This window comes from Ralstonia sp. Ralssp110, from assembly GCF_047325135.1.
Taxonomy (GTDB): Bacteria; Pseudomonadota; Gammaproteobacteria; order Burkholderiales; family Burkholderiaceae; genus Ralstonia; species Ralstonia mojiangensis.
In genome coordinates this window covers 1,912,327-1,933,189 of the sequence record NZ_CP168610.1, presented here as the reverse complement: position 1 = coordinate 1,933,189, position 20,863 = coordinate 1,912,327, and the positions used below count along the sequence as shown (strand labels likewise).

The following is a 20,863-nucleotide window of genomic DNA, read 5'->3' as shown; positions in this document are numbered from 1 at the left end:
AGACCGGTAAGGCTGGCGCTCAGATGGCGAGCGCATCAAGCAACTCGCTTTCAAGCTCGAGCTGCAGTTTGTTGTCCTGGGTCAGGCGAGTGCCGTCGACCAGGAAGATGTCTTCCACGCGCTCGCCGAGCGTGTTGATGCGCGCGGTGTGCACCGACACGCGACGGTGTGCGAGCACGCGGGCAATCGCGTAGAGCAGACCGGTGCGGTCTGTCGCAGAAATGGAGAGCAGGTAATACTGGCCGCGCTCGTCAGCACGCAGGTCGACACGGGGCTTGATCGGGAAGCTGCGCGACTGCCGCGAGATGCGCCCACGCGGCGGCTCGGGCAGGGCGGTTTCGCGCGAGATCTGCTCGGCCAGTTCGTGTTCGACCAGCGTGATGATGTCGCGGTAATGGCCGGGTTCCACCAGGCCGCTGCTGGGGTCGGCCACCTGGAAGGTGTCGAGCGCGTAGCCGTGTTTGGTGGTGTGGATCTTGGCGTCCAGAATCGTCAGGCTCTTGCGCTCGAAGTAGCCGCAGATGCGTGCGAAAAGATCGGGCCGATCCGGCGAGTAGACCGCGACCTGCAGGCCGACGCCTGCCGGTGAAATGCGCGCACGCACGATGGGGATCGTGGTGTCGACGCGGTTGTAGAAATGCCGCGTGAACCAGGCAATGTCGCGCGCGTCGTGGCGCAGAAACACGCCCACGTCGAGCTGTTTCCACAGCGCCTCGTGCGCGGTGTCATCCAGTGCGGCCAGACGCAGTAGGGCGCGCGCTTCTTCCTTGCGGCCTTCGAGTACGGCGTGCGGGTCCGTGGTGGCACCACCGAGCACGCGCAACGTCATGCGATACAGGTCTTCCAGCAGCTTGCCCTTCCAGGCGTTCCACACTTTCGGGCTGGTGCCGCGGATGTCGGCAACGGTCAGCAGATACAACGCGGTCAATCGACGTTCGGTGCCGACCAGATCGGCGAAATGACGGATGACCTCCGGATCGCCCAGGTCCTGCTTCTGCGCGACCTGGCTCATGGTCAGATGGTGTTCGACGAGCCAGACGATCAGGTCGGCGTCTTCCTTGGCGATGCCGTGTTCCTTGCAGAAGCGTCGCGCGTCGGACATGCCGAGCACGGAATGGTCACCGCCGCGTCCCTTCGCAATGTCATGGAAGAGCGCTGCCACGGTCAGCACCCACGGCTTGTCGAAGTTCGCCATCAACTGGCTGCAGAACGGAAACTCGTGCGTGTGCTCGACGATGGCGAAGCGGCGGATATTGCGCACCACCATCAGGATGTGCTGATCGACCGTGTAGACGTGAAACAGGTCGTGCTGCATCTGCCCCACGATGCGGCGGAAGTTGACCAGGTAGCGGCCGAGCACGCTGGTCTGGTTCATCAGGCGCAGAGCGTGTGTGATGCCCTGCGGCTGCTGCAGGATCGACAGGAACAGCGCGCGGTTGGCCGGATCCTTGCGCCATTTGGCGTCCATCAACGTCCGCGCGTTGTACAGCGCGCGCATCGTGCTGGCTGCCAATCCCTTGATGCCGCGCGTCTGCTCGTACAGCAGGAACGTTTCAAGAATTGCCGTCGGTTCGCGCTGGTAGAGATCGGCATCGGCAATTTCGAGCATGCCTTGCCGTTCAACAAAGCGATCGTTGATCTTGCGCGTGATACCCAGCTCGCTCGGGAACAGCTTCGCTTCGATGTTCTGCAGCACCACGGTATTGAGCTGCGTGACGGCCTTGGCGACCCAGTAATAGCGGCGCATGAGCTGTTCGCTGGCGCGCTTTGCGGTGGTCGGACGGTAGCCGAACGACTCGGCCAGTTGCGTCTGCAGGTCGAATACGAGAACGTCCTGGCGACGCCCGGCTAGTAAGTGCAGCCGAGCCCGCACGGTTTTGAGCAGACGTTCATTGCTGGCCAACTCCTGCGCTTCACGGCGCGTGAGCAGGCCGTTGGCAAGCAGCTCATTCCAGCTCGAACCGAAACCGGCCGCGCGCGTCATCCACAGAATCACCTGCAGATCGCGCAGGCCGCCTGGGCTTTCCTTGCAGTTCGGTTCAAGCGAGTAGGGCGTGTCCTGGTACTTCGCATGCCGCTGGCGCATTTCCAGCAGTTTCGACTGGAAGAAATCTGCCGCGTCGAGGTGGCCTTGATAGTGCGTCTCGAACGTGCGGTACAGGCCTTCGTCGCCGGTCAGCAGGCGCGCTTCCAGCAACGACGTGCGTACCGTGACGTCCTGTGCGGCTTCATTGATGCATTCGTCGACCGTGCGCACCGACGAGCCGATGTCCAGCCCCATGTCCCAACAGCGGCCGATGAAGGCCTCTAGGCGGGCCTCCAATGCCTTGTCTGCGGTGCCCGGCAGCAACAGGAGGATGTCCACATCGGAATGCGGAAACAGTTCGCCGCGCCCGTAGCCGCCCACTGCAATCAGCGCGCAGTCGGCTGGCATCAGCTCTTCCTGCCAGAGCCGAACCAGCGCACGGTCCACCGCGCGCGCCAGCTTGGTTACGAGTTGCTGAACGTTGGCGTGCTGGTCGAACTGCGCGAACAGGTGTGCGCGCTCAGCTTTCAGGGCGTCGCGCGGATGGGCTTCTTCGGCAGGGGCGGCAGCAGCGGAGGGCATGAGTGGAGCGTGAATGAAACAGCGACCGGAACGAGCCGGTCGCTGCAAGAGTTGAGCCGGTGCGAGGCGAGATCAGCGCGACGGTGCTGCCGCTGACGATGCGGCTCGCCCGCGAGGATCAGGCCGTGGCCGGCGAGCCTTCGTGTACGAATTCCGGTGCCGGCGGCGTCAAGGCCGACACGGTCAGCACTTCGTGGCCGGTCTCCGTCACCAGAAGCGTGTGTTCCCACTGCGCCGACAGGCTGCGATCGCGCGTCTTGACGGTCCACTGGTCCGGCATCGTGCGGATATCGCGCTTGCCCGCGTTGATCATCGGTTCGATCGTGAAGATCATGCCGGCCTTCAACTCCATCCCGGTGCCGGGGCGGCCGTAGTGCAGGATCTGCGGATCTTCGTGGAATTTCTTGCCGATGCCGTGGCCGCAATATTCGCGCACCACGCTATATCCTGCGGCTTCAGCATGTTGCTGGATCACGTGGCCGATGTCGCCCAAGCGTGCACCGGGACGCACCGCGGCGATGCCCTTCCACATGCATTCGAATGTCACCTGGGTCAGGCGCTTGGCGAGGATCGACCCTTCACCCACGACGAAGGTGCGGCTGGTGTCGCCGTAATAGCCTTCCTTGGTGATGACGGTGATGTCGAGGTTGACGATGTCACCGCTCTTGAGCGCCTTGTCGCCCGGAATGCCGTGGCAAATCACATCGTTGACCGACGTGCAGATCGATGCTGGGAAGGGCGGATAGCCCGGTGGCGCATAGTTCAGCGGCGCCGGCACAGTGCCTTGCACGTCACGCATGTAAGCGTGGCACAGCTCGTTGAGTTTGCCCGTGGTCACGCCGGGAGTTACGAACGGGGTGATGTAGTCCAGAACTTCGGACGCAAGCCGGCAGGCCACGCGCATTTGCGCAATGTCTTCGGCGGTGTGAATGGTAACGGCCATGCTGTGACTCTTTCTGCACGCAAGCGCGCGAAGCGCCGCGTCGTGGCTAAAGTGTGAATTATCGCACCAAAGCGCCCCTGCCGGGGTTTTCGGGCGCTGGGCGCCAGCCTCGGCCCGTTTGCTGCGAATGCTCGGAAGGTCTTGAGTCGATTGGGTTTTTGCCGCTATAATCGCTGGCTAAGCAGTCGCTGGCCGTGTGGTCGGTGGCGCTTGAAATCGCGAGCCGCTTCACCGCGGGTGTCCGTCGTAACGCATGCAACGGATGTCTGAGGCGGCTTCAGACCTAACCCGACTGGAGAATTTCATGTCCGTGACCATGCGCGAAATGCTGGAAGCCGGTGTCCACTTTGGCCACCAGACTCGCTTCTGGAACCCCAAGATGGCCCCCTTCATCTTCGGCCATCGCAACAAGATTCACATCATTAACCTGGAAAAGACGCTGCCGATGTACCAGGACGCACTGAAGTACGTGCGCCAGCTGGCAGCCAACCGGGGCACCATTCTGTTCGTCGGCACGAAGCGTCAATCGCGCGAGATCCTGGCTGAAGAAGCGGCTCGCGCAGGTATGCCGTTCGTCGACAGCCGCTGGCTCGGCGGCATGCTGACCAACTTCAAGACGGTCAAGACCTCGATCAAGCGCCTGAAGGACATGGAAGTCGCCAAGGAAGCCGGCGCGACCGAAACCATGAGCAAGAAGGAAGCGCTGATGTTCGAGCGCGAAATGGACAAGCTGGTGAAGTCCATTGGCGGCATCAAGGACATGGGCGGCATTCCGGACGCCATCTTCGTGGTGGACGTTGGCTACCACAAGATTGCCGTGACCGAAGCCGCTAAGCTGGGCATTCCGGTGATCGGCGTGGTTGACACGAACCACTCGCCGGAAGGCATCGACTACGTCATCCCGGGTAACGACGACTCGAGCAAGGCTGTTGCACTTTACGTGCGCGGCGTGGCAGACGCGATCCTGGAAGGCCGCGCCAATGCGGTTCAGGAAGTGGTTGAAGCTGCTCGCGGTGGCGACGACTTCGTCGAAGTCCAAGAAGGCTAAAGACAAGAAGGCGTGCGCCCGCGGCTTGAATGCGCGGGACGTGTGCCAGGCCGCACCCGGTGCAACGCATCGGGGCCGATGGCCAGACAGGGGCGCGTAACAAACGCCCCTTTTTTTTGAAATTTGTCATGCGGATGTCCCACGCGCGTCGTATTTCGTGGGGCGGCCGGATGGAAACCGGACGACAGGCCGGCGCGAGGCGAAGATTCCGCTTGCGACCGGACGACGATCTGAAACAAGGAGCATGAGAATGGCGGCAATTACCGCAAGCATGGTTGCAGAACTGCGCGCGAAGACCGACGCGCCGATGATGGAATGCAAGAAGGCCCTGACCGAAGCCGAAGGCAACCTGGAAAAGGCCGAAGAGATCCTGCGCGTGAAGCTGGGCAACAAGGCCGGCAAGGCTTCGAGCCGCGTCACCGCTGAAGGCGTGGTTGCCGCGTTCGTCGAGGGCACCACGGGCGCCCTGGTCGAAGTGAACTGCGAAACCGACTTCGTCTCGAAGAACGACGATTTCCTGGCCTTCACCAACGATGTTGCCAAGCTGATCGCTCAGAAGAACCCGGCTGATGTGGCTGCCCTGTCGGCGCTGTCGATCGGCGACGAAACCGTTGAGGCCGTGCGTACCCGCCTGATCGGCAAGATCGGCGAGAACATGACGATCCGCCGCTTCCAGCGTTTTGAAGGCACCCAGCTGACTTCGTACCTGCACGGCACTCGCATCGGCGTGATGGTGGCATTCGAAGGCAACGAAGTGGCGGCCAAGGATGCAGCAATGCAGGCTGCCGCCATGAAGCCGGTGTCGCTGTCGGCTGATGACGTGCCGGCCGAGCTGGTTGCCAAGGAGCGCAGTGTTGCTGAACAGAAGGCCGCGGAATCGGGCAAGCCGGCTGAAATCGTTGCCAAGATGGTGGAAGGCAGCGTGCAGAAGTACCTGAAGGAAGTCTCGCTGCTGAACCAGCCGTTCGTGAAGAACGACAAGCAAACCGTTGAGCAAATGCTCAAGGCTGCCAACACGACCGTGAAGGCTTTCACGCTGTACGTGGTGGGCGAGGGCATCGAGAAGAAGCAAGACGACTTCGCTGCTGAAGTGGCTGCCCAGGTGGCCGCTGCCAAGCAACAGGCGTAATGCTGCGACGGCCGTTTTCGATGGTGCGGCGATTCACACCCCGGCGCAGGCCGGGAGGTGTCGTATCCACCATTGGCGCAGCCGTATAATGCCGAACAAACAGGGCACCGAAAGGTGCCCTGTTTGCAGGTGCAGCCTGCTTGCGCGGGCATCGTCGGGGGTGTTTTCTGACGGCTTCCGCGCAAGAAGGTTGCGGGATGTGCGAAGTCCCCGCTTTGCGCATCGTTGTCATATCCGCAGCGTCATTTCCCTTTTCCTGTTTCCCGTACCAGGAATCGTCACGAGGATCTCCATGCCTGCCTATAAGCGCGTTCTACTCAAACTTTCCGGCGAAGCCCTGATGGGCGACGATGCCTTTGGCATCAACCGCAGCACCATCGAAGGGATGGTTAACGATATCGCCGAAATCGTGAAGCTGGGCGTGCAGGTGGCAGTGGTGATCGGCGGCGGCAACATCTTCCGCGGTGTCGCGGGCGGCGCCGCCGGCATGGACCGCGCCACGGCCGACTATATGGGCATGCTGGCCACCATGATGAACGCCCTGGCCCTGCAAGACGCCATGCGTCATGCCAACCTCGAAGGCCGTGTGCAATCGGCGCTGCGGCTGGACCAAGTGGTCGAGCCGTATATCCGTCCCCGCGCGATCCGCCAGTTGGAAGAAGGGAAGATCGTGATTTTCGCCGCCGGCACCGGCAACCCGTTCTTCACGACCGACACCGCCGCTGCACTGCGCGGCTCGGAAATCGGTGCTGAGATCGTCCTCAAGGCCACCAAGGTGGACGGCGTGTACACCGCCGATCCGAAGAAGGACCCGAGCGCCACCCGCTACACCACCATCACGTTCGACGAAGCCATCTCGCGCAACCTGCAGGTGATGGATGCGACTGCATTTGCGCTGTGCCGAGATCAGAAGCTGCCAATCAAGGTGTTCTCGATCCAGAAACCGGGCGCACTCAAGCGGGTGATCCTGGGTGAAGACGAAGGCACGCTGGTGCACGTCTAAAGCCAGCGGCGAGCCTGCTTGCAGGCACCTTTTTTACCGTTCGCTGACCCTGCGTAAATGGCGTTGGCGAGCGGCTTCCATGTAAAATCGCCTATTGTCTTTTTGGTCTTGCCGGTGCCCTGTGTCGTTTTCCGGGGCGCAAGTTGGCAGGCCGCCGTTATCGTTCGGAGGAAGTATGAGCGTCGCCGATGTCAAAAAGAATGCCGAGCAGAAGATGCAGAAGTCGATCGAGGCTCTCAAGACGGATCTGGCCAAGATCCGTACTGGCCGTGCCCACACCGGTCTGCTCGATCACGTGCAAGTCGACTACTACGGCTCGATGGTGCCGATCAGCCAGGTGGCCAACGTGACCCTGGTGGATGCACGCACGATTGGCGTGCAACCGTGGGAAAAGAAGATGGTGCAAGCCGTCGAGAAGGCCATCCGTGAAGCGGACCTCGGCCTGAACCCCGCAACCATGGGTGACATCATTCGCGTGCCGACTCCCGCACTGACCGAGGAGCGTCGCAAGGAACTGACCAAGGTCGTGAAGGGTGAGGGCGAAGATGCCAAGGTGGCCGTGCGCAACCTGCGTCGCGATGCCAACGAACAGCTCAAGAAGCTGGTGAAGGACAAGGCCATCTCGGAAGACGACGAGCGTCGCGGCGGAGACGACGTTCAGAAGCTGACCGACAAGTTCGTCGCCGAGATCGACAAGCTGGTCGCCGAGAAAGACAAGGAAATCATGACGGTGTAAGGCCGTCTCCTGCCGCCGGCGCATTGGGCGCAGGTGGCGGGAAGCCCGATTCATGCATATTAGTTCCACACTGGCGGTGCCTGACACCGCCGATACGCCGCGCCACGTTGCCGTCATCATGGACGGTAACGGCCGCTGGGCCACCGAACGGCATCTGCCGCGCGTGGCCGGGCATAGTCGCGGCCTCGACGCCGTACGTGCCACTGTTGAAGCTGCTGCGCGACGTGGCGTCGGCTACCTGACGCTGTTTGCCTTCAGTTCCGAAAACTGGCGCCGTCCGGCCGAGGAAGTCACCTTTCTCATGAAGCTGTTCATGACGGCCCTGCGCCGCGAAGTGAGCAAGCTCCATGACAACGGCATCCGCCTGCGCGTGGTGGGCGATTTGTCGGCGTTCAGCCCGCGCATCCAGCTTTTGATTCGCGAAGCTGAGACCAAGACGGCTGCCAACCCCGGTCTGACTGTCACGATCCTCGCCAACTACGGTGGGCGCTGGGACATCCTGCAAGCCATGCGCGCCTTGTTGGCGGCGCAGCCGGGCATTGCACCCGACGCCGTCACGGAAGAAATGCTTGCGCCGTACATGGCCCTGTCTTACGCGCCGGAGCCGGATCTGTTTATCCGCACCGGCGGCGAGCAGCGCATCAGCAACTTTCTGCTGTGGCAGCTTGCCTATTCCGAGCTGTACTTCACCGATCGCTATTGGCCCGACTTCGATGCCGCAGAACTCGATCGCGCCTTTGCGTGGTATCGCAACCGCGAGCGCCGCTTCGGCCGTACCAGCGCGCAGCTCGAGCCCGATGTTCCCCCCGCGCTATCCGCCGGAGCCTGACACATGCTGCTGACTCGCGTCATTACCGCTGTCTGCCTGCTGATTGTCATCCTGCCCATTCTGTTCTTCGCGCCGCCCGCCGGCCTGGCCGGGCTCGTGACGGTATTTGCAGCCCTCGCCGCGTGGGAGTGGGGACGTCTCGTGCGCCTGCCCGGCTGGTGGGGGCCGATTCTCTATGCGGTCGTTGTCGTCATGCTGACGATCGCCTGGCACGACATTCCCATTCGCGGTGATGTGCAGCCGTTGTTCCATGGCGCGGTGATCGCATGGGTGATCGCCTGGGCGTTGCTGGCGGGCGGCGTGCGCGAGTTGCATGGCACGCGCAGGGTCGTGTTCACGCTGTTGGGCTTGGTGATGCTGCCCGCGTTCGTGCATGGCGCCATTGAATTACGCACGCATGGCGTCGCCTTTTTGCTTTCGGTGGCATTGCTCGTGTGGGCGGCCGATGTTGGCGCGTATTTTGTCGGCAAGGCCATTGGTCGTCGCAAGCTTGCTCCGACCATCAGCCCGGGCAAGTCGTGGGAAGGCGCAATCGGCGGTGCCGTGCTGGTTGCGGTGATCGCCAGCGTGGCCGGCATCACGCATTGGTTTGCACCGACGTGGTTCTCGTACGAGTTGGACCAGCGCGGCGCGGTCACGGCTCTGGCGCTGACCATCTTGCTCGTCGCTGCAAGCATTGGCGGTGATTTGTTTGAATCCCTGCTCAAGCGTCAGGTCGGCATGAAAGACAGCAGCGGCCTGTTGCCCGGCCACGGCGGTGTGCTCGATCGCATCGACGCGCTGCTGCCGGTGTTTCCGCTGGCTGCGCTGCTGATTTCCTGAGGCGTCTGAACATGATGCGTTTGACCGTTCTTGGCGCCACCGGCTCCATTGGCGACAGCACGCTCGACGTGGTGCGCCGTCATCCCGACAAGTACAGCGTTTTTGCACTAACCGCCAACGCGCAGGCCGACAAGCTCGCGGTGCTATGCCGTGAGTTTCGCCCGAAGATGGCGGTGCTGGGTTCGGTCGCGGCGGCGGAGGCATTGCGTGACCAGCTTGGCGCAGATGCTGACGGCATCGAAATCCGTTCTGGCACCGAGGCCTTGGAAGAGGCTGCCGCCCACCCCGACTGCGATGCCGTGATGGCCGCTATCGTTGGGGCGGCCGGCTTGCGTCCGACGCTTGCCGCCGTGCGCGCCGGCAAGCGCGTGCTACTGGCCAACAAGGAGGCGCTGGTGATGTCCGGCGCGCTCTTCATGGACGCCGTGCGTCAGTATGGCGCCACCGTGCTCCCGATCGACAGCGAGCACAACGCCATCTTCCAATGCTTGCCGCAGCAAGTTCCGCAGTTCGCGCGGGGCGTGTCGCGCATCGTGCTGACGGCATCGGGTGGCCCGTTCCGCACGCGCGCTGTGGAGTCCCTTGCGGATGTCACGCCAGATCAGGCTTGCGCGCATCCGAACTGGGTCATGGGACGCAAGATCTCCGTCGACTCCGCCACCATGATGAACAAGGGGCTGGAGGTGATCGAGGCCCACTGGCTGTTCGGCGTGCCTGTCGAGCATCTCGAAGTCCTGATCCACCCGCAGAGTGTCATCCATTCGATGGTTGGCTACGACGATGGCTCGGTGCTGGCGCAGCTCGGCAACCCGGACATGCGCACGCCGATTGCCTACGGCTTGGCATATCCCGAACGCATCGACGCCGGTGTTCCGCTGCTCGATCTTGTCACCACGGGCGCGCTGACGTTCGAGGCGCCGGACCTGCGGCGTTTCCCTTGCTTGGCGCTGGCCTTTGACGCACTGCGCGCCGGTGGTACGGCACCTGCTGCACTGAACGCGGCCAACGAGGTGGCTGTCGAAGCATTTTTGCAGCGCCGCATCCGGTTCACCGAGATTGCAGCCGTGGTGGGCGACACGCTCTCCCGTACCTCCATCGTGCCCGCCGACTCGCTCGACACTGTTTTTGAAGCCGACGCCCAAGCGCGTCTGCAGGCTGAACGCTATATCGCGACCGTATGCGCGCAACTGCCGGCCGCGTGAAAGCGCGCTGTCAGAGCAAGCGAGTAACATAGCGGCTTCGCGCGGCGCAGCCCCGCGCGTGCCCTTCAGTGCATCCGGAGAAGGTTTTGCAGACCGTTTTAGCGTTTGTCTTTGCGATCGCGGTACTGATCGTCATTCACGAATTGGGCCACTACAGCGTCGCGCGCCTGTGCGGCGTGAAGGTGCTCCGGTTTTCCGTTGGCTTCGGCAAGGTGCTGTTCCGCCATGTGGGCCGCGGCCCTGACCGCACCGAATGGACGATCTGCGCCATTCCGCTGGGCGGCTACGTCAAGATGCTGGGCGAGGGATCGCGAGACCCCGAGAAAGACCCGCCCATCTTCCCCGAAGACCTCCCGCGTACCTTCGATCAACAGCCGGTCTACAAGCGGTTTGCCATCGTGGCTGCTGGCCCTATCGCCAATTTCCTGCTCGCGATTGCGCTCTATGCAGTGCTGGCATGGGTCGGCGCAATCGAGCCGTTGCCTATCCTCGGCGCTCCGCCACCTGGCAGCATTGCCGCCCAGGCCGACCTGCATGCCAGGGACCGCGTGATCGCAATCGGCACGGACGATGAAACACCTGCGCCCGTGCGCAGCTGGAGCGATGTCCGCATGCGGTTGTATTCGGCCGGCATCGCGGGGCGCGACGCGCTTGTACAAGTGCGCGGCACCGATGGTGCCGAGCGCACCGTCCGTCTGCACGGCTTGCCGAGCGCGGCCCGTACGCCGCAGGCAGACGTGATTGACCAGATCGGTTTGCGCCTGCTGGGCGGTCCCGTCACCATTGTCGACGTGCTTCCTGCCAGTGCCGCGGCACGCGCCGGGTTGAAAGCTGGCGATCAGATCGTTCGCTTCGCGGGCCAGCCCGCCGATCAGGCGATGGACCTCATCCGCCAGATCCGCGCCATGCCTGAGCAAAACGCGTCGATCGATATTCTGCGCAACGATCAGCCCATGACGTTGCCCGTTCGCCCAGATGCCGACGCCGATCCCAAGAACCCCGCGGGGCCGAAGATCGGCAAGCTCGGCGCGCAGCTCAACCAGAAGGTGGAAACGGCGATGATCCGAGACGAGTCGGTTGCCGCCTTGGGTCACGCCGTGGGCGAGGTCTGGCGGACTTCGGTGCTGTCGCTCCAGGTCCTGGGCAAGATGATCGTCGGTCAGGCATCGCTGCAGAACCTGAGCGGACCGATCACGGTGGCGGACTTTGCGGGCAAGGCGGCAAGCCTTGGCTGGCAGACGTTTGTGAGCTTTCTCGCGTTGATCAGCGTCAGCCTCGGCGTGCTGAACTTATTGCCCGTTCCGGTATTGGATGGGGGGCATTTGCTGTATTATTGCGTGGAATTTTTGACTGGCCGACCCGTGCCGGAATCCTGGCAAGCAGTCCTTCAGAAGATCGGCGTCGCCTGCATCCTGCTTCTCACTTCGCTCGCCCTGTACAACGATTTGAGTCGGTTGTTTCTGACTCGTGGCTAGACCGTATTCAAACTGGGTCGGTTAGCTGCATCGTTGCCACCGGCGTGAGCGGGCAACTCAGGGTTTTGAAAACACTCAGAAGTGGATTCCGATTGAATCCAACTAGGGGATTAGATTGATCAGACAACATCGCTTCCCGCTCAGCGTGCTGGCGGCTTCCGTGCTGACCGTTACTGCCGGTCAGGCTCATGCAGTGGAGCCGTTCGTCGTCAAGGACATTCGCGTGGAGGGGGTGCAGCGCGTCGAGCCGGGCACCGTGTTCGGCTATCTGCCTGTGAAGGTGGGTGAGACCTTCACCGACGAGAAGGGCGCGGAATCGATTCGCGCGCTCTACAACACCGGCTTCTTCAAGGACGTTCAGATCCGCTCCGAAGGCAATGTGCTGGTGGTGCGCGTGGAAGAGCGTCCGGCGATCTCGCAGCTTGAGTTCATCGGCTTCAAAGAGTTCGACAAGGAAGCGCTGCGCCGCACGCTGCGCGGCGTGGGTGTGGCTGAGGCCCGTTACTACGACAAGTCTCTCATCGACCGTGCCGAGCAGGAAATCAAGCGCCAGTATGTTTCGCGCGGCTACTACGCTGCCGAGGTGACGACCACCGTTACGCCGGTCGATGCCAACCGTGTGTCGATCACGTTCACGGTGGACGAAGGTCCGACCGCCAAGATTCGCCAGATCAATATCGTCGGCAACAAGGCCTTCAAGGAAGGCGACCTGCGCGACGAGATGCAACTGTCCACGCCGAACTGGCTGTCGTGGTACACCAAGAACGATCTGTACTCCAAGCAGAAGCTCACGGCTGACCTGGAAGCGCTGCGCTCGTTCTATCTGGATCGTGGCTACCTGGAATTCGCCATCGAGTCGACCCAGGTATCGATCACGCCCGACAAGAAGGATATTTACCTGACGCTGAACATCCACGAGGGTGAGCAGTACAAGGTATCGGACATCAAGCTGACCGGCGAGCTGCTGGGCAAGCAGGCCGAGATGGAGAAGCTCATCAAGCTCAAGCAGGGCGATGTCTTCTCTTCGGCCAAGCTGTCGTCGACGACCAAGTCGATTACCGATTTGCTTGGCACGTACGGTTACGCTTTCGCCACCATCAATCCGCAGCCGCAGATCAACCAGAAGGACCGCACGGTTGCGCTCACGTTGGTGGTCGATCCGGGCCGCCGCGTGTATGTGCGCCGCGTGAACGTTGTCGGCAACAGCAAGACCCGCGACGAAGTCGTGCGCCGCGAAATGCGCCAGATGGAAGCCTCGTGGTTCGACGGCGAGAAGCTGCAGCTTTCGCAGAACCGCGTGAACCGTACGGGTTACTTCACCGATGCGAACATCACGACGGAAGACGTGCCCGGTACGACCGACCAGGTCGATGTGAACGTCAACGTGACCGAAAAGCCGACCGGCCAGATCAACCTGGGCGTGGGCTTCTCGTCGACCGACAAGCTGGTGCTGTCGGCGGGTATCCGTCAGGACAACGTGTTCGGCTCCGGCACGAGCCTCGGCCTGGATGTGAACACGTCCAAGTCGAACCGCACCATTGCTGTGACGCAGTTCGATCCGTACTTCACGGTGGATGGCATCAGTCGTTCAACCGAGCTGTACTACCGCACGTACCGCCCGCTGTACTACACGGGTGACCAAGACTATCGTGTCGTGCAACAGGGTGGCAACGTCAAGTTTGGCGTGCCGTTCTCGGAAACCGATACCGTCTTCTTCGGCATTGGCTACGAGCGCACGACTATCGACGTGACAACCAACACGCCGCTGGCCTACCAGAACTACGTCGCGAAGAACGGCCGTATCACCAACAACTTCCCGATCACTATTGGCTGGTCGAAGGATCAGCGTGACAGTGCGCTGGTGCCGACGCGTGGCCGCTATCAGCAGGCCAACCTGGAGTTCGGTATTCCGGGCGGCGATCTGCAGTACTTCCGCGCGTACTATCAGCACCAGTATTTCTACCCGCTGTCGAAGTCGTTCACGATGGCGTTCAACAACGAAATCGGGTACGGCCACGGTTACGGCGGCAAGGACTTCCCGGTGTTCAAGAACTACTACGCCGGCGGTATTGGCTCGGTGCGCGGTTACGAAACCAGCACGCTGGGCCCGCGCGACGCCAACGGCGTGGCCATCGGTGGCGCCAGCAAGTTCGTCGGCAACGTGGAATTCATTTTCCCGCTGCCGGGTTCGGGCGTGGACCGCACCGTCCGCCTGTTCACGTTCTTTGACTACGGTAACGTGTTCGCCGAAGGTCAGCCATACAAGCTCGGCGACATGCGCTACTCGACTGGTTTCGGTCTGTCGTGGCTGTCGCCGATCGGTCCGCTCAAGATCAGCATGGGCTTCCCGATCAAGCGCAAGACCGAAGATCAAACGCAACGCTTCCAGTTCCAGATCGGGACTGCATTCTAATGACTGCATTCATCATGAAATCCACGCGCATCACGTTGTCCCGCATGGGCGCGTCCGCTGCTTTCGCCGCACTTGCCGCCGCCAGCTTTGCGCTGCCGGCGATGGCGCAGGAAGCGCGCATCGCCGCTGTCAATTCCGAGCGCATCCTGCGCGACTCGCAGCCTGCCAAGGCCGCCCAGGCCAAGCTGGAAACCGAGTTCGCCAAGCGCGACCGCGAGCTGCAGGACATGGCCGCCAAGCTCAAGGGCATGTCGGACAAGCTGGACAAGGATTCGGCCGTGCTGGCCGATTCCGATCGCACCCGCCGTCAGCGTGAACTGTCGGACCTGGATCGCGACTTCCAGCGCAAGCAGCGTGAATTCCGTGAAGACCTGAACCAACGCCGCAACGAAGAGCTGGCCCAGGTGCTCGAGCGCGCCAACCGTGTGATCCGTTCGATTGCAGAGCAGCGCAAGTACGACCTGATCGTGCAGGAAGCCGTGTACGTGAACCCGCGCATCGACATCACAGACGAAGTGCTCAAGTCGCTGAATTCACAATCGGCCAAATGAGGTTGTTCGCATGTCGTTTTCGCTTGGTGAACTTGCTGCGTCGCTCGGCGCGACCGTCCAGGGTGACGCAGGCCTGATCGTCAAGTCGATCGCGCCGCTGGATCAAGCGGGCGCCGATCAGCTCGCTTTTCTCTCCAATCCGCTGTACCTCAATCAGGCAGTGAGTTCCGGTGCGGGGGCGATCATCGTGTCGCCCCGTGATCTGGAAACACTTGAAAGCCAAGGCCACGCTGCTGGCCGGAACTGGCTCATCGCTGCCAACCCGTATGCTGCGTTTGCTCGTGTCGCCCAGCGCTTTGTTGCGCTGGCGGCGCGCCCCGTTGTGCCTGGCATTCACCGGACTGCCAGCGTGGAAGAGGGCGCCACGGTGCCAGCGTCGTGCTCCATTGGCCCGAACGTAACCATCGAAGCTGGCGCGGTGCTCGGCGAGCGTGTGCGCATCGTGGGCAACAGTTTCGTTGGCGCCGGTGCCCGCATTGGCGATGACACGCTGCTCTACGCGAACGTTTCGATTTACCACGGCTGCGTGGTCGGTGCGCGCTGCATTGTGCATAGCGGCGTCGTGATCGGCGCGGATGGCTTCGGCTTTGCACCCGACTTCGGTCCGCAGGGCGGCGAATGGGTGAAGATTCCGCAGGTCGGCCGGGCCGTGATTGGCGACGACGTAGAGATCGGCGCGAACACTGCCATCGACCGAGGTGCGATGGCCGATACGGTGGTCGAGCAGGGCTGCAAGATCGACAACCAGGTGCAGATCGCCCACAACGTGCATGTGGGCGCCTATACCGTTATCGCCGGCTGCGCTGCCATTTCGGGCAGCACAAAGATCGGGCGCTACTGCATCATCGGCGGGGCCGCCAATTTTGCCGGCCATCTGACGATCGCGGACCGCGTGACCGTCTCGGGCGGCACCTCCATTACCAAATCCATCACCAAGCCCGGTGGCCATTTCACCAGCGTTTTCCCATTCATGCCGCACGGCGACTGGGAGCGTAACGCAGCCATCGTCCGAGGCCTGACGCGCATGCGCGAACGGTTGCAACAACTGGAACAGCGGGTCAAAGACCTGCAGCAACAATCATGACCGAAGCAACGAATGCGACGAGCGCGACCCCCAGCGTCGTCTGCGATTTCAACATCAAGAAGATTCTCGACCTGCTGCCGCATCGCTACCCGATGCTGCTGGTTGACCGCGTGATTTCGCTGGAGCCGCGCAAGTCGATTACGGCCATCAAGAACGTGACGTTCAACGAGCCGTTCTTCAACGGGCACTTCCCTGGCCATCCGGTGATGCCGGGCGTGTTGATGCTCGAGGCGCTCGCGCAAACCGCAGCGCTGCTGACTTTCGGCGAGGCGGACCACGAGCGCAAGGAAAACCAGCTCTACCTGTTCGTGAGCATCGATGGTGCACGCTTCAAGCGGCAGGTGATCCCGGGCGACCAGCTTGTGATGACGGCTGAGCTGCTGCGCTCGAAGAGCGGTATGTGGAAGTTCAAGGTGTACGGCAAGGTTGACGGCGAAGTCGCCGTGGAAGCCGAAATCATGTGTGCCGTGCGCGAAGACAAGTCCAAGGGCGAGGCATGACGCAAGCACAGAAGATCCACCCGACCGCGCAGATTGATCCGAAGGCCGAACTCGATTCGAGCGTCGAGATCGGCGCGTTTACGGTCGTGGGCCCGAACGTGCGCATGGGTGCGGGCACGCGCGTCGGCCACCACACGGTGGTCGAGGGCTACACGACGCTGGGTCGCGACAACAGCATCGGCCACTTTGCATCGGTGGGCGGCCGCCCGCAGGATATGAAGTATCGCGACGAGCCGACGCAGCTGATCGTCGGCGATCGCAATACCATCCGCGAATTCACCACGATCCATACCGGCACTGCCCAGGATGCCGGTATCACGTCCATCGGCGACGATAACTGGATCATGGCCTACGTGCATATCGCGCACGATTGCCGCGTGGGCAACCACACGGTGTTCTCGAGCAACGCGCAGATCGCGGGTCACGTGGAAGTCGGTGACTGGGCGATCCTCGGCGGCATGTCGGGCGTGCACCAGTTCGTGCGTATCGGCGCGCATGCCATGCTCGGTGGCGCATCGGCGCTAGTGCAGGATGTGCCGCCGTTCGTGATTGCTGCAAGCGACAAGGGCGGCAACAAGGCCGCACCGCACGGCATCAACGTGGAAGGCTTGCGCCGCCGTGGCTTTACCGCCGAGCAGATCACTGGTCTGCGCCAAGCGTACAAGCTGCTTTACAAGAGCGATCTGAGTTTTGATCAGGCCAAGGCGGAAATCGCCGCCCAGATCGCTCAGACGGATGACGCCCCCACGCGCGAGGTGTTGACCGCGTTTGCTGATTTCATCGCCGCTACCAAGCGCGGCATCGTGCGTTGAGCGAGTCGCTTCAGAACACCGCGCCGGTGCGCCGCATCGGCATGGTGGCCGGCGAGGCTTCCGGCGATTTGTTGGCCTCGCTGCTGCTCAAGGGGTTGCACGCACAACTGCCCGCCGATATCGCCTACAACGGAATCGGCGGGACCCGCATGACGGAGCAGGGTTTCCAGTCGAACTGGCCGATGCACAAGCTGTCGGTCAACGGCTACGTGGAAGTGCTCGGCCAGCTGCGCGAGATTCTTACGATCCGCAAGGAACTCAAGCAAGACCTGCTGGAGAGGCCGCCGCTAGCCTTCATCGGCGTCGATGCGCCGGACTTCAATTTCAACGTCGAGATCGCCATGCGGCAGGCGGGTGTGCCGGTGGTGCATTTCGTGAGCCCGTCGATCTGGGCGTGGCGTGCCGGCCGTATCAAGACGATCGCCCGCGCCGTCGACCATATCCTCTGCTTGTTCCCGTTCGAGCCCGAGATTTACGCCAAGGCCGGCATTCCGGCCACTTACGTCGGGCATCCGCTGGCGGACGAGATTCCGCTGATGCCGGACGTGGAGGGCGCTCGCACGCGCCTGGGGCTGCCGTTGGGCCGCAAGGTGGTTGCGGTGCTGCCGGGTAGCCGGAATTCCGAAGTGAAGCATCTCGGGCCGACGCTGTTTGCGGCGATGTCGCGCATGCAGGCGGTCGAGCCGGATCTGGCGTTTGTGCTGCCCGCGGCCAATGCGACGCTGCGCGAGCGTATCGATGCGATGTGCGCCGAGCACCCAGGACTGCATCTGTGGGTCGTTGATGGCCAGTCGCACGCAGCCATGGAAGCGGCTGACGTCATCCTGCTGGCCAGCGGTACGGCCACGCTGGAAGCGGCGTTGTACAAGAAGCCGATGGTCATCACGTACAAGGTGCCCTGGCTGACGGCGCAGATCATGAAGCGCAAGGGTTATCTGCCGTACGTGGGGCTGCCGAACATCCTGTCCGGCCGCTTTGTCGTACCGGAATTGCTGCAGGATGACGCAACGCCCGAGGCACTCGCGCGTGAAACGTTGCTGCAGTTGAGCGACCATGGCAACGCGACGTTCCTGCGGGAACACTTCACGCAGATGCACCTCACGCTCAAGCAGAACATGGCGGAGATCGGCGCGAAAGTCGTGGTCGATCTGCTGCGCAGTCGCGGTAAGCTTTGAGCCCATGGCGTCCCGCAAACCCAATCCCGACCAGCTTGGCCTGCTGCTCTCGCAAGAGCCGGCGGCCAAGCGTGCGCGTCGCATCCTTTGTGGTGTGGACGAGGCTGGACGCGGGCCATTGGCAGGACCGGTGACGGCTGCGGCGGTCGTTCTCAATCCGCGCAAGCCGATCAAGGGCTTGGCCGACTCCAAAGTCCTGACCGCCAAGAAGCGCGAGGCGCTGTACGACGAGATCGTCGAAAAGGCGCTCGCCTGGCACGTGGCCGAAGCCACCGTCGAGGAAATCGATCGCATCAACATCCTGCACGCGACCATGCTGGCCATGCAGCGTGCGGTGCAGGGCGTGGCCGCGTTGGGCACGCTGCCCGACCTCGTGCAGGTGGATGGCAATCGCTGCCCACAGATCGCGTTTGCGGTGGAGGCCATCGTCAAGGGCGATGCGCTGGTGCCGGCCATTTCAGCGGCATCCATCCTGGCGAAGGTGACGCGCGATCGCCAACTGGCGGCGCTGCATATCGAGTTTCCGCTCTACGGTTTTGACGTCCATGCCGGCTATGGCACGCCGCAGCATCTGGCGGCGATCGACCTGCATGGTGTGACACCCCATCATCGCCGCTCGTTCGCGCCCGTGCGTCGTGCGCTGGAAGGGATGAGCGCTATCAGTATCGAAACCACCGCTGCGGGCAGCGCTTGGGACGACTGACCTTTTTCTGCTGGGCCCATTCGTGAAGCACATCACTTCCCGCGACAACGCGGTGTTCAAGCATCTCAAGGCGCTTTCGGGCTCGACGCAGCATCGTCGGCGCGCGGGGCAATCCATGCTCGATGGCGTGCATCTGGTCACGGCGTATCTGGATGCGGGCCACATGCCGGCACAATGCCTAGTTTCCGAGCGCCACATCCGGCACCCGGAAGTGGCCGCGGTGCTCGAGCGCGTTGATCCGGATACCGTCATTCTGCTGGCGGACAACCTGTTTGCTCAGCTCACCACCGTCGTCAACGGCGTCGATCTGATGGCCCTGGTCGAGACGCCGGAAGGCAAGTTGCCGCAAACCATTGATGTGGATTGCGTGATTCTTGATGGCATTCAGGATGCCGGCAACGTCGGTTCAATCTTGCGCTGTGCGGCTGCTGCCGGTGTGCGTGATGTGTTCATGACGCAGGGCTGCGCGTTCGCGTGGTCGGCCAAGACATTGCGCGCCGCCATGGGCGCGCATTTCCACCTGAACATCGTTGAACACTGCACGTTCGAGAGCGTGCATTCGCGGCTTCAAGTGCCGCTGTTGGCGACGTCGTCGCACGCCAAGCAGGCTGTATTTGATGTGCCGCTCAAGGCGCCCGTCGGCTGGGTGTTCGGAAACGAGGGCGCGGGCGTGTCAGAAGAATGGCTTTCTGCCGTGACGACGCCTGTGACGATTCCGCAACCGGGCGGCATGGAATCGCTCAATGTGGCTGCCGCAGCAGCCATCTGTCTGTTTGAGGCCGTGCGACAACGCCGCGCGGGCTAATCCCTCTTTTTCTCTGTCGATTACCGGTCACACGGCGTTTTCAAACGCCAGAAAAGTCCCGCATTGACTTTGCCATTGAGTAATGGAACATTGGGCGCGGCGCCAATGAGCGCCCCCGATAACCACACTCAAGGAGGCCGGCATGCCGAACCCCACCCTGGCGCGCGTCCCTGTCGACGAACTCGCCCAGTTCCGCGAAATCCAGCAACTCGCCTACGCGTGCGTCGAGGCCGTCGGCGGGATGCTGCGCCCCGGCATGACCGAGAAGGACGCGGCCAAGCTGCTCACTGAGTGGCTCTGCGATCGTGGCGTCCAGGACTGGCTGCACAAGCCGTTCGCCTGGTTTGGCGATCGCACGGCGTTCCAGGGCTTTTCGGGCTTGACGCACATGGCCGGCTTTAACCTGGCGTTCTTTCCGTCGTCGCGGCGGCTGGAGGAGAACATGCCGGTCATCCTGGACGTGGCGCCCGTGCGCAATGGCGTGATCGCCGATGTGGGCTATGCCATGTGCCTTGGCGAGAACGCCATCCTCGAACAACTGCAGGACGATCTGATGGCGCATCGCGAACTGATCGTGTGCCTGATTCGCGAGCGTCGGTCGATGGCCGACGTGGCACGTGCGGTGGACCAGCTCTGCATGAAGCAGGGCGTGGAGCCGCGTCACAAGGCGTATCCGTTCAAAGTGCTGGCGCATCGCGTGGCCAAGCTGGACAGCCCATCCAAGCCGCGTTTCGTTGCGCGGTTCGGGTTGAATGCCACGCGCAATCTGATCCTCGACCAGGTACGCAGTGGCAAGCAGGAAGGGTGGTCGCCGCTGTGGTCGATTGACCGTCGATCCGAACACGCGCCGGTGCCGGGCCTGTGGGCTGTCGAACCGCACCTGGGCTTCCACGGCGTCGGGGCCAAGTTCGAAGAGCTGCTCGTCGTCACCGAAGACGACGCCTACTGGCTCGACGACGATCTGCCGCACGTGCGCCGCTGGCAGCAACGCCAGCTTGCGCAGCAGCGTGCCGCTTGACGTGCGA

General features: G+C 62.5%; 19 protein-coding genes. 17 read left to right on the top strand and 2 right to left on the bottom strand.

Features of this window, described 5'->3' with window-relative positions:
• Positions 1-19: 19 nt before the first annotated feature.
• Together ACEN9T_RS17945 and map are read right to left on the bottom strand one after the other, a co-directional pair.
• Positions 20-2,608, bottom strand: a complete 2,589-nt coding sequence (locus tag ACEN9T_RS17945; RefSeq protein ID WP_092970560.1) for a [protein-PII] uridylyltransferase — start codon at positions 2,606-2,608, stop codon at positions 20-22.
• 118 nt (positions 2,609-2,726) lie between these two features.
• A complete protein-coding gene (gene map, locus ACEN9T_RS17940) occupies positions 2,727-3,551 on the bottom strand; it encodes a type I methionyl aminopeptidase (RefSeq protein ID WP_413706664.1) in 825 nt (274 codons plus the stop codon).
• A 304-nt stretch (positions 3,552-3,855) separates the two neighbouring features.
• Between map and rpsB the strand changes: the two genes are divergently transcribed.
• From rpsB to ACEN9T_RS17855, 17 genes are all read left to right on the top strand, one after another.
• A complete protein-coding gene (gene rpsB / locus ACEN9T_RS17935; RefSeq protein ID WP_004626667.1) occupies positions 3,856-4,599 on the top strand; it encodes a 30S ribosomal protein S2 in 744 nt (247 codons plus the stop codon).
• A 250-nt stretch (positions 4,600-4,849) separates the two neighbouring features.
• On the top strand, positions 4,850-5,728 hold the full coding sequence (tsf, locus tag ACEN9T_RS17930; RefSeq protein WP_024975795.1) for a translation elongation factor Ts: 879 nt from the start codon (positions 4,850-4,852) through the stop codon (positions 5,726-5,728).
• Between the two features lie 292 nt (positions 5,729-6,020).
• Positions 6,021-6,731, top strand: coding sequence for a UMP kinase (pyrH, locus tag ACEN9T_RS17925; RefSeq protein ID WP_009238238.1), 711 nt, complete (start codon positions 6,021-6,023; stop codon positions 6,729-6,731).
• A gap of 175 nt (positions 6,732-6,906) precedes the next feature.
• Positions 6,907-7,467 (top strand): ribosome recycling factor, encoded by a 561-nt coding sequence (frr, locus tag ACEN9T_RS17920; RefSeq protein ID WP_092970556.1) that lies wholly within the window; start codon positions 6,907-6,909, stop codon positions 7,465-7,467.
• Positions 7,468-7,519: 52 nt separating this feature from the next.
• A complete protein-coding gene (uppS, locus tag ACEN9T_RS17915) occupies positions 7,520-8,296 on the top strand; it encodes a polyprenyl diphosphate synthase (RefSeq protein ID WP_413706663.1) in 777 nt (258 codons plus the stop codon).
• 3 nt (positions 8,297-8,299) lie between these two features.
• Complete coding sequence (locus ACEN9T_RS17910) at positions 8,300-9,118, top strand: phosphatidate cytidylyltransferase (RefSeq protein ID WP_092970552.1); 819 nt, start codon at positions 8,300-8,302, stop codon at positions 9,116-9,118.
• A gap of 11 nt (positions 9,119-9,129) precedes the next feature.
• Positions 9,130-10,320 carry a 1-deoxy-D-xylulose-5-phosphate reductoisomerase gene (ispC, locus tag ACEN9T_RS17905; RefSeq protein ID WP_413706662.1) on the top strand — a complete coding sequence of 397 codons (1,191 nt, stop codon included), beginning with the start codon at positions 9,130-9,132 and terminating at the stop codon, positions 10,318-10,320.
• 86 nt (positions 10,321-10,406) lie between these two features.
• The gene (gene rseP / locus ACEN9T_RS17900) at positions 10,407-11,795 is read left to right on the top strand and encodes an RIP metalloprotease RseP (RefSeq protein WP_413708473.1); all 1,389 of its coding nucleotides are present in this window, start codon (positions 10,407-10,409) and stop codon (positions 11,793-11,795) included.
• A 115-nt stretch (positions 11,796-11,910) separates the two neighbouring features.
• On the top strand, positions 11,911-14,208 hold the full coding sequence (gene bamA, locus ACEN9T_RS17895; protein ID WP_024975789.1) for an outer membrane protein assembly factor BamA: 2,298 nt from the start codon (positions 11,911-11,913) through the stop codon (positions 14,206-14,208).
• Positions 14,208-14,759, top strand: coding sequence for an OmpH family outer membrane protein (locus ACEN9T_RS17890; RefSeq protein WP_413706661.1), 552 nt, complete (start codon positions 14,208-14,210; stop codon positions 14,757-14,759). Before bamA ends, ACEN9T_RS17890 begins: the two co-directional genes overlap by 1 nt.
• Positions 14,760-14,769: 10 nt before the next feature.
• Complete coding sequence (lpxD, locus tag ACEN9T_RS17885; protein WP_413706660.1) at positions 14,770-15,843, top strand: UDP-3-O-(3-hydroxymyristoyl)glucosamine N-acyltransferase; 1,074 nt, start codon at positions 14,770-14,772, stop codon at positions 15,841-15,843.
• Complete coding sequence (gene fabZ, locus ACEN9T_RS17880; RefSeq protein ID WP_092970542.1) at positions 15,840-16,343, top strand: 3-hydroxyacyl-ACP dehydratase FabZ; 504 nt, start codon at positions 15,840-15,842, stop codon at positions 16,341-16,343. Before lpxD ends, fabZ begins: the two co-directional genes overlap by 4 nt.
• Positions 16,340-17,155 (top strand): acyl-ACP--UDP-N-acetylglucosamine O-acyltransferase, encoded by an 816-nt coding sequence (gene lpxA, locus ACEN9T_RS17875; protein WP_012761904.1) that lies wholly within the window; start codon positions 16,340-16,342, stop codon positions 17,153-17,155. Before fabZ ends, lpxA begins: the two co-directional genes overlap by 4 nt.
• A gap of 41 nt (positions 17,156-17,196) precedes the next feature.
• A complete protein-coding gene (lpxB, locus tag ACEN9T_RS17870; RefSeq protein ID WP_413708472.1) occupies positions 17,197-18,330 on the top strand; it encodes a lipid-A-disaccharide synthase in 1,134 nt (377 codons plus the stop codon).
• 4 nt (positions 18,331-18,334) lie between these two features.
• Entirely contained in the window at positions 18,335-19,033 is a 699-nt protein-coding gene (gene rnhB / locus ACEN9T_RS17865; RefSeq protein WP_092970540.1) for a ribonuclease HII, read from the top strand.
• Between the two features lie 22 nt (positions 19,034-19,055).
• Positions 19,056-19,838 (top strand): TrmH family RNA methyltransferase, encoded by a 783-nt coding sequence (locus tag ACEN9T_RS17860; RefSeq protein ID WP_413706659.1) that lies wholly within the window; start codon positions 19,056-19,058, stop codon positions 19,836-19,838.
• 142 nt (positions 19,839-19,980) lie between these two features.
• The gene (locus ACEN9T_RS17855) at positions 19,981-20,856 is read left to right on the top strand and encodes a M24 family metallopeptidase (RefSeq protein ID WP_413706658.1); all 876 of its coding nucleotides are present in this window, start codon (positions 19,981-19,983) and stop codon (positions 20,854-20,856) included.
• Positions 20,857-20,863 lie beyond the last annotated feature (7 nt).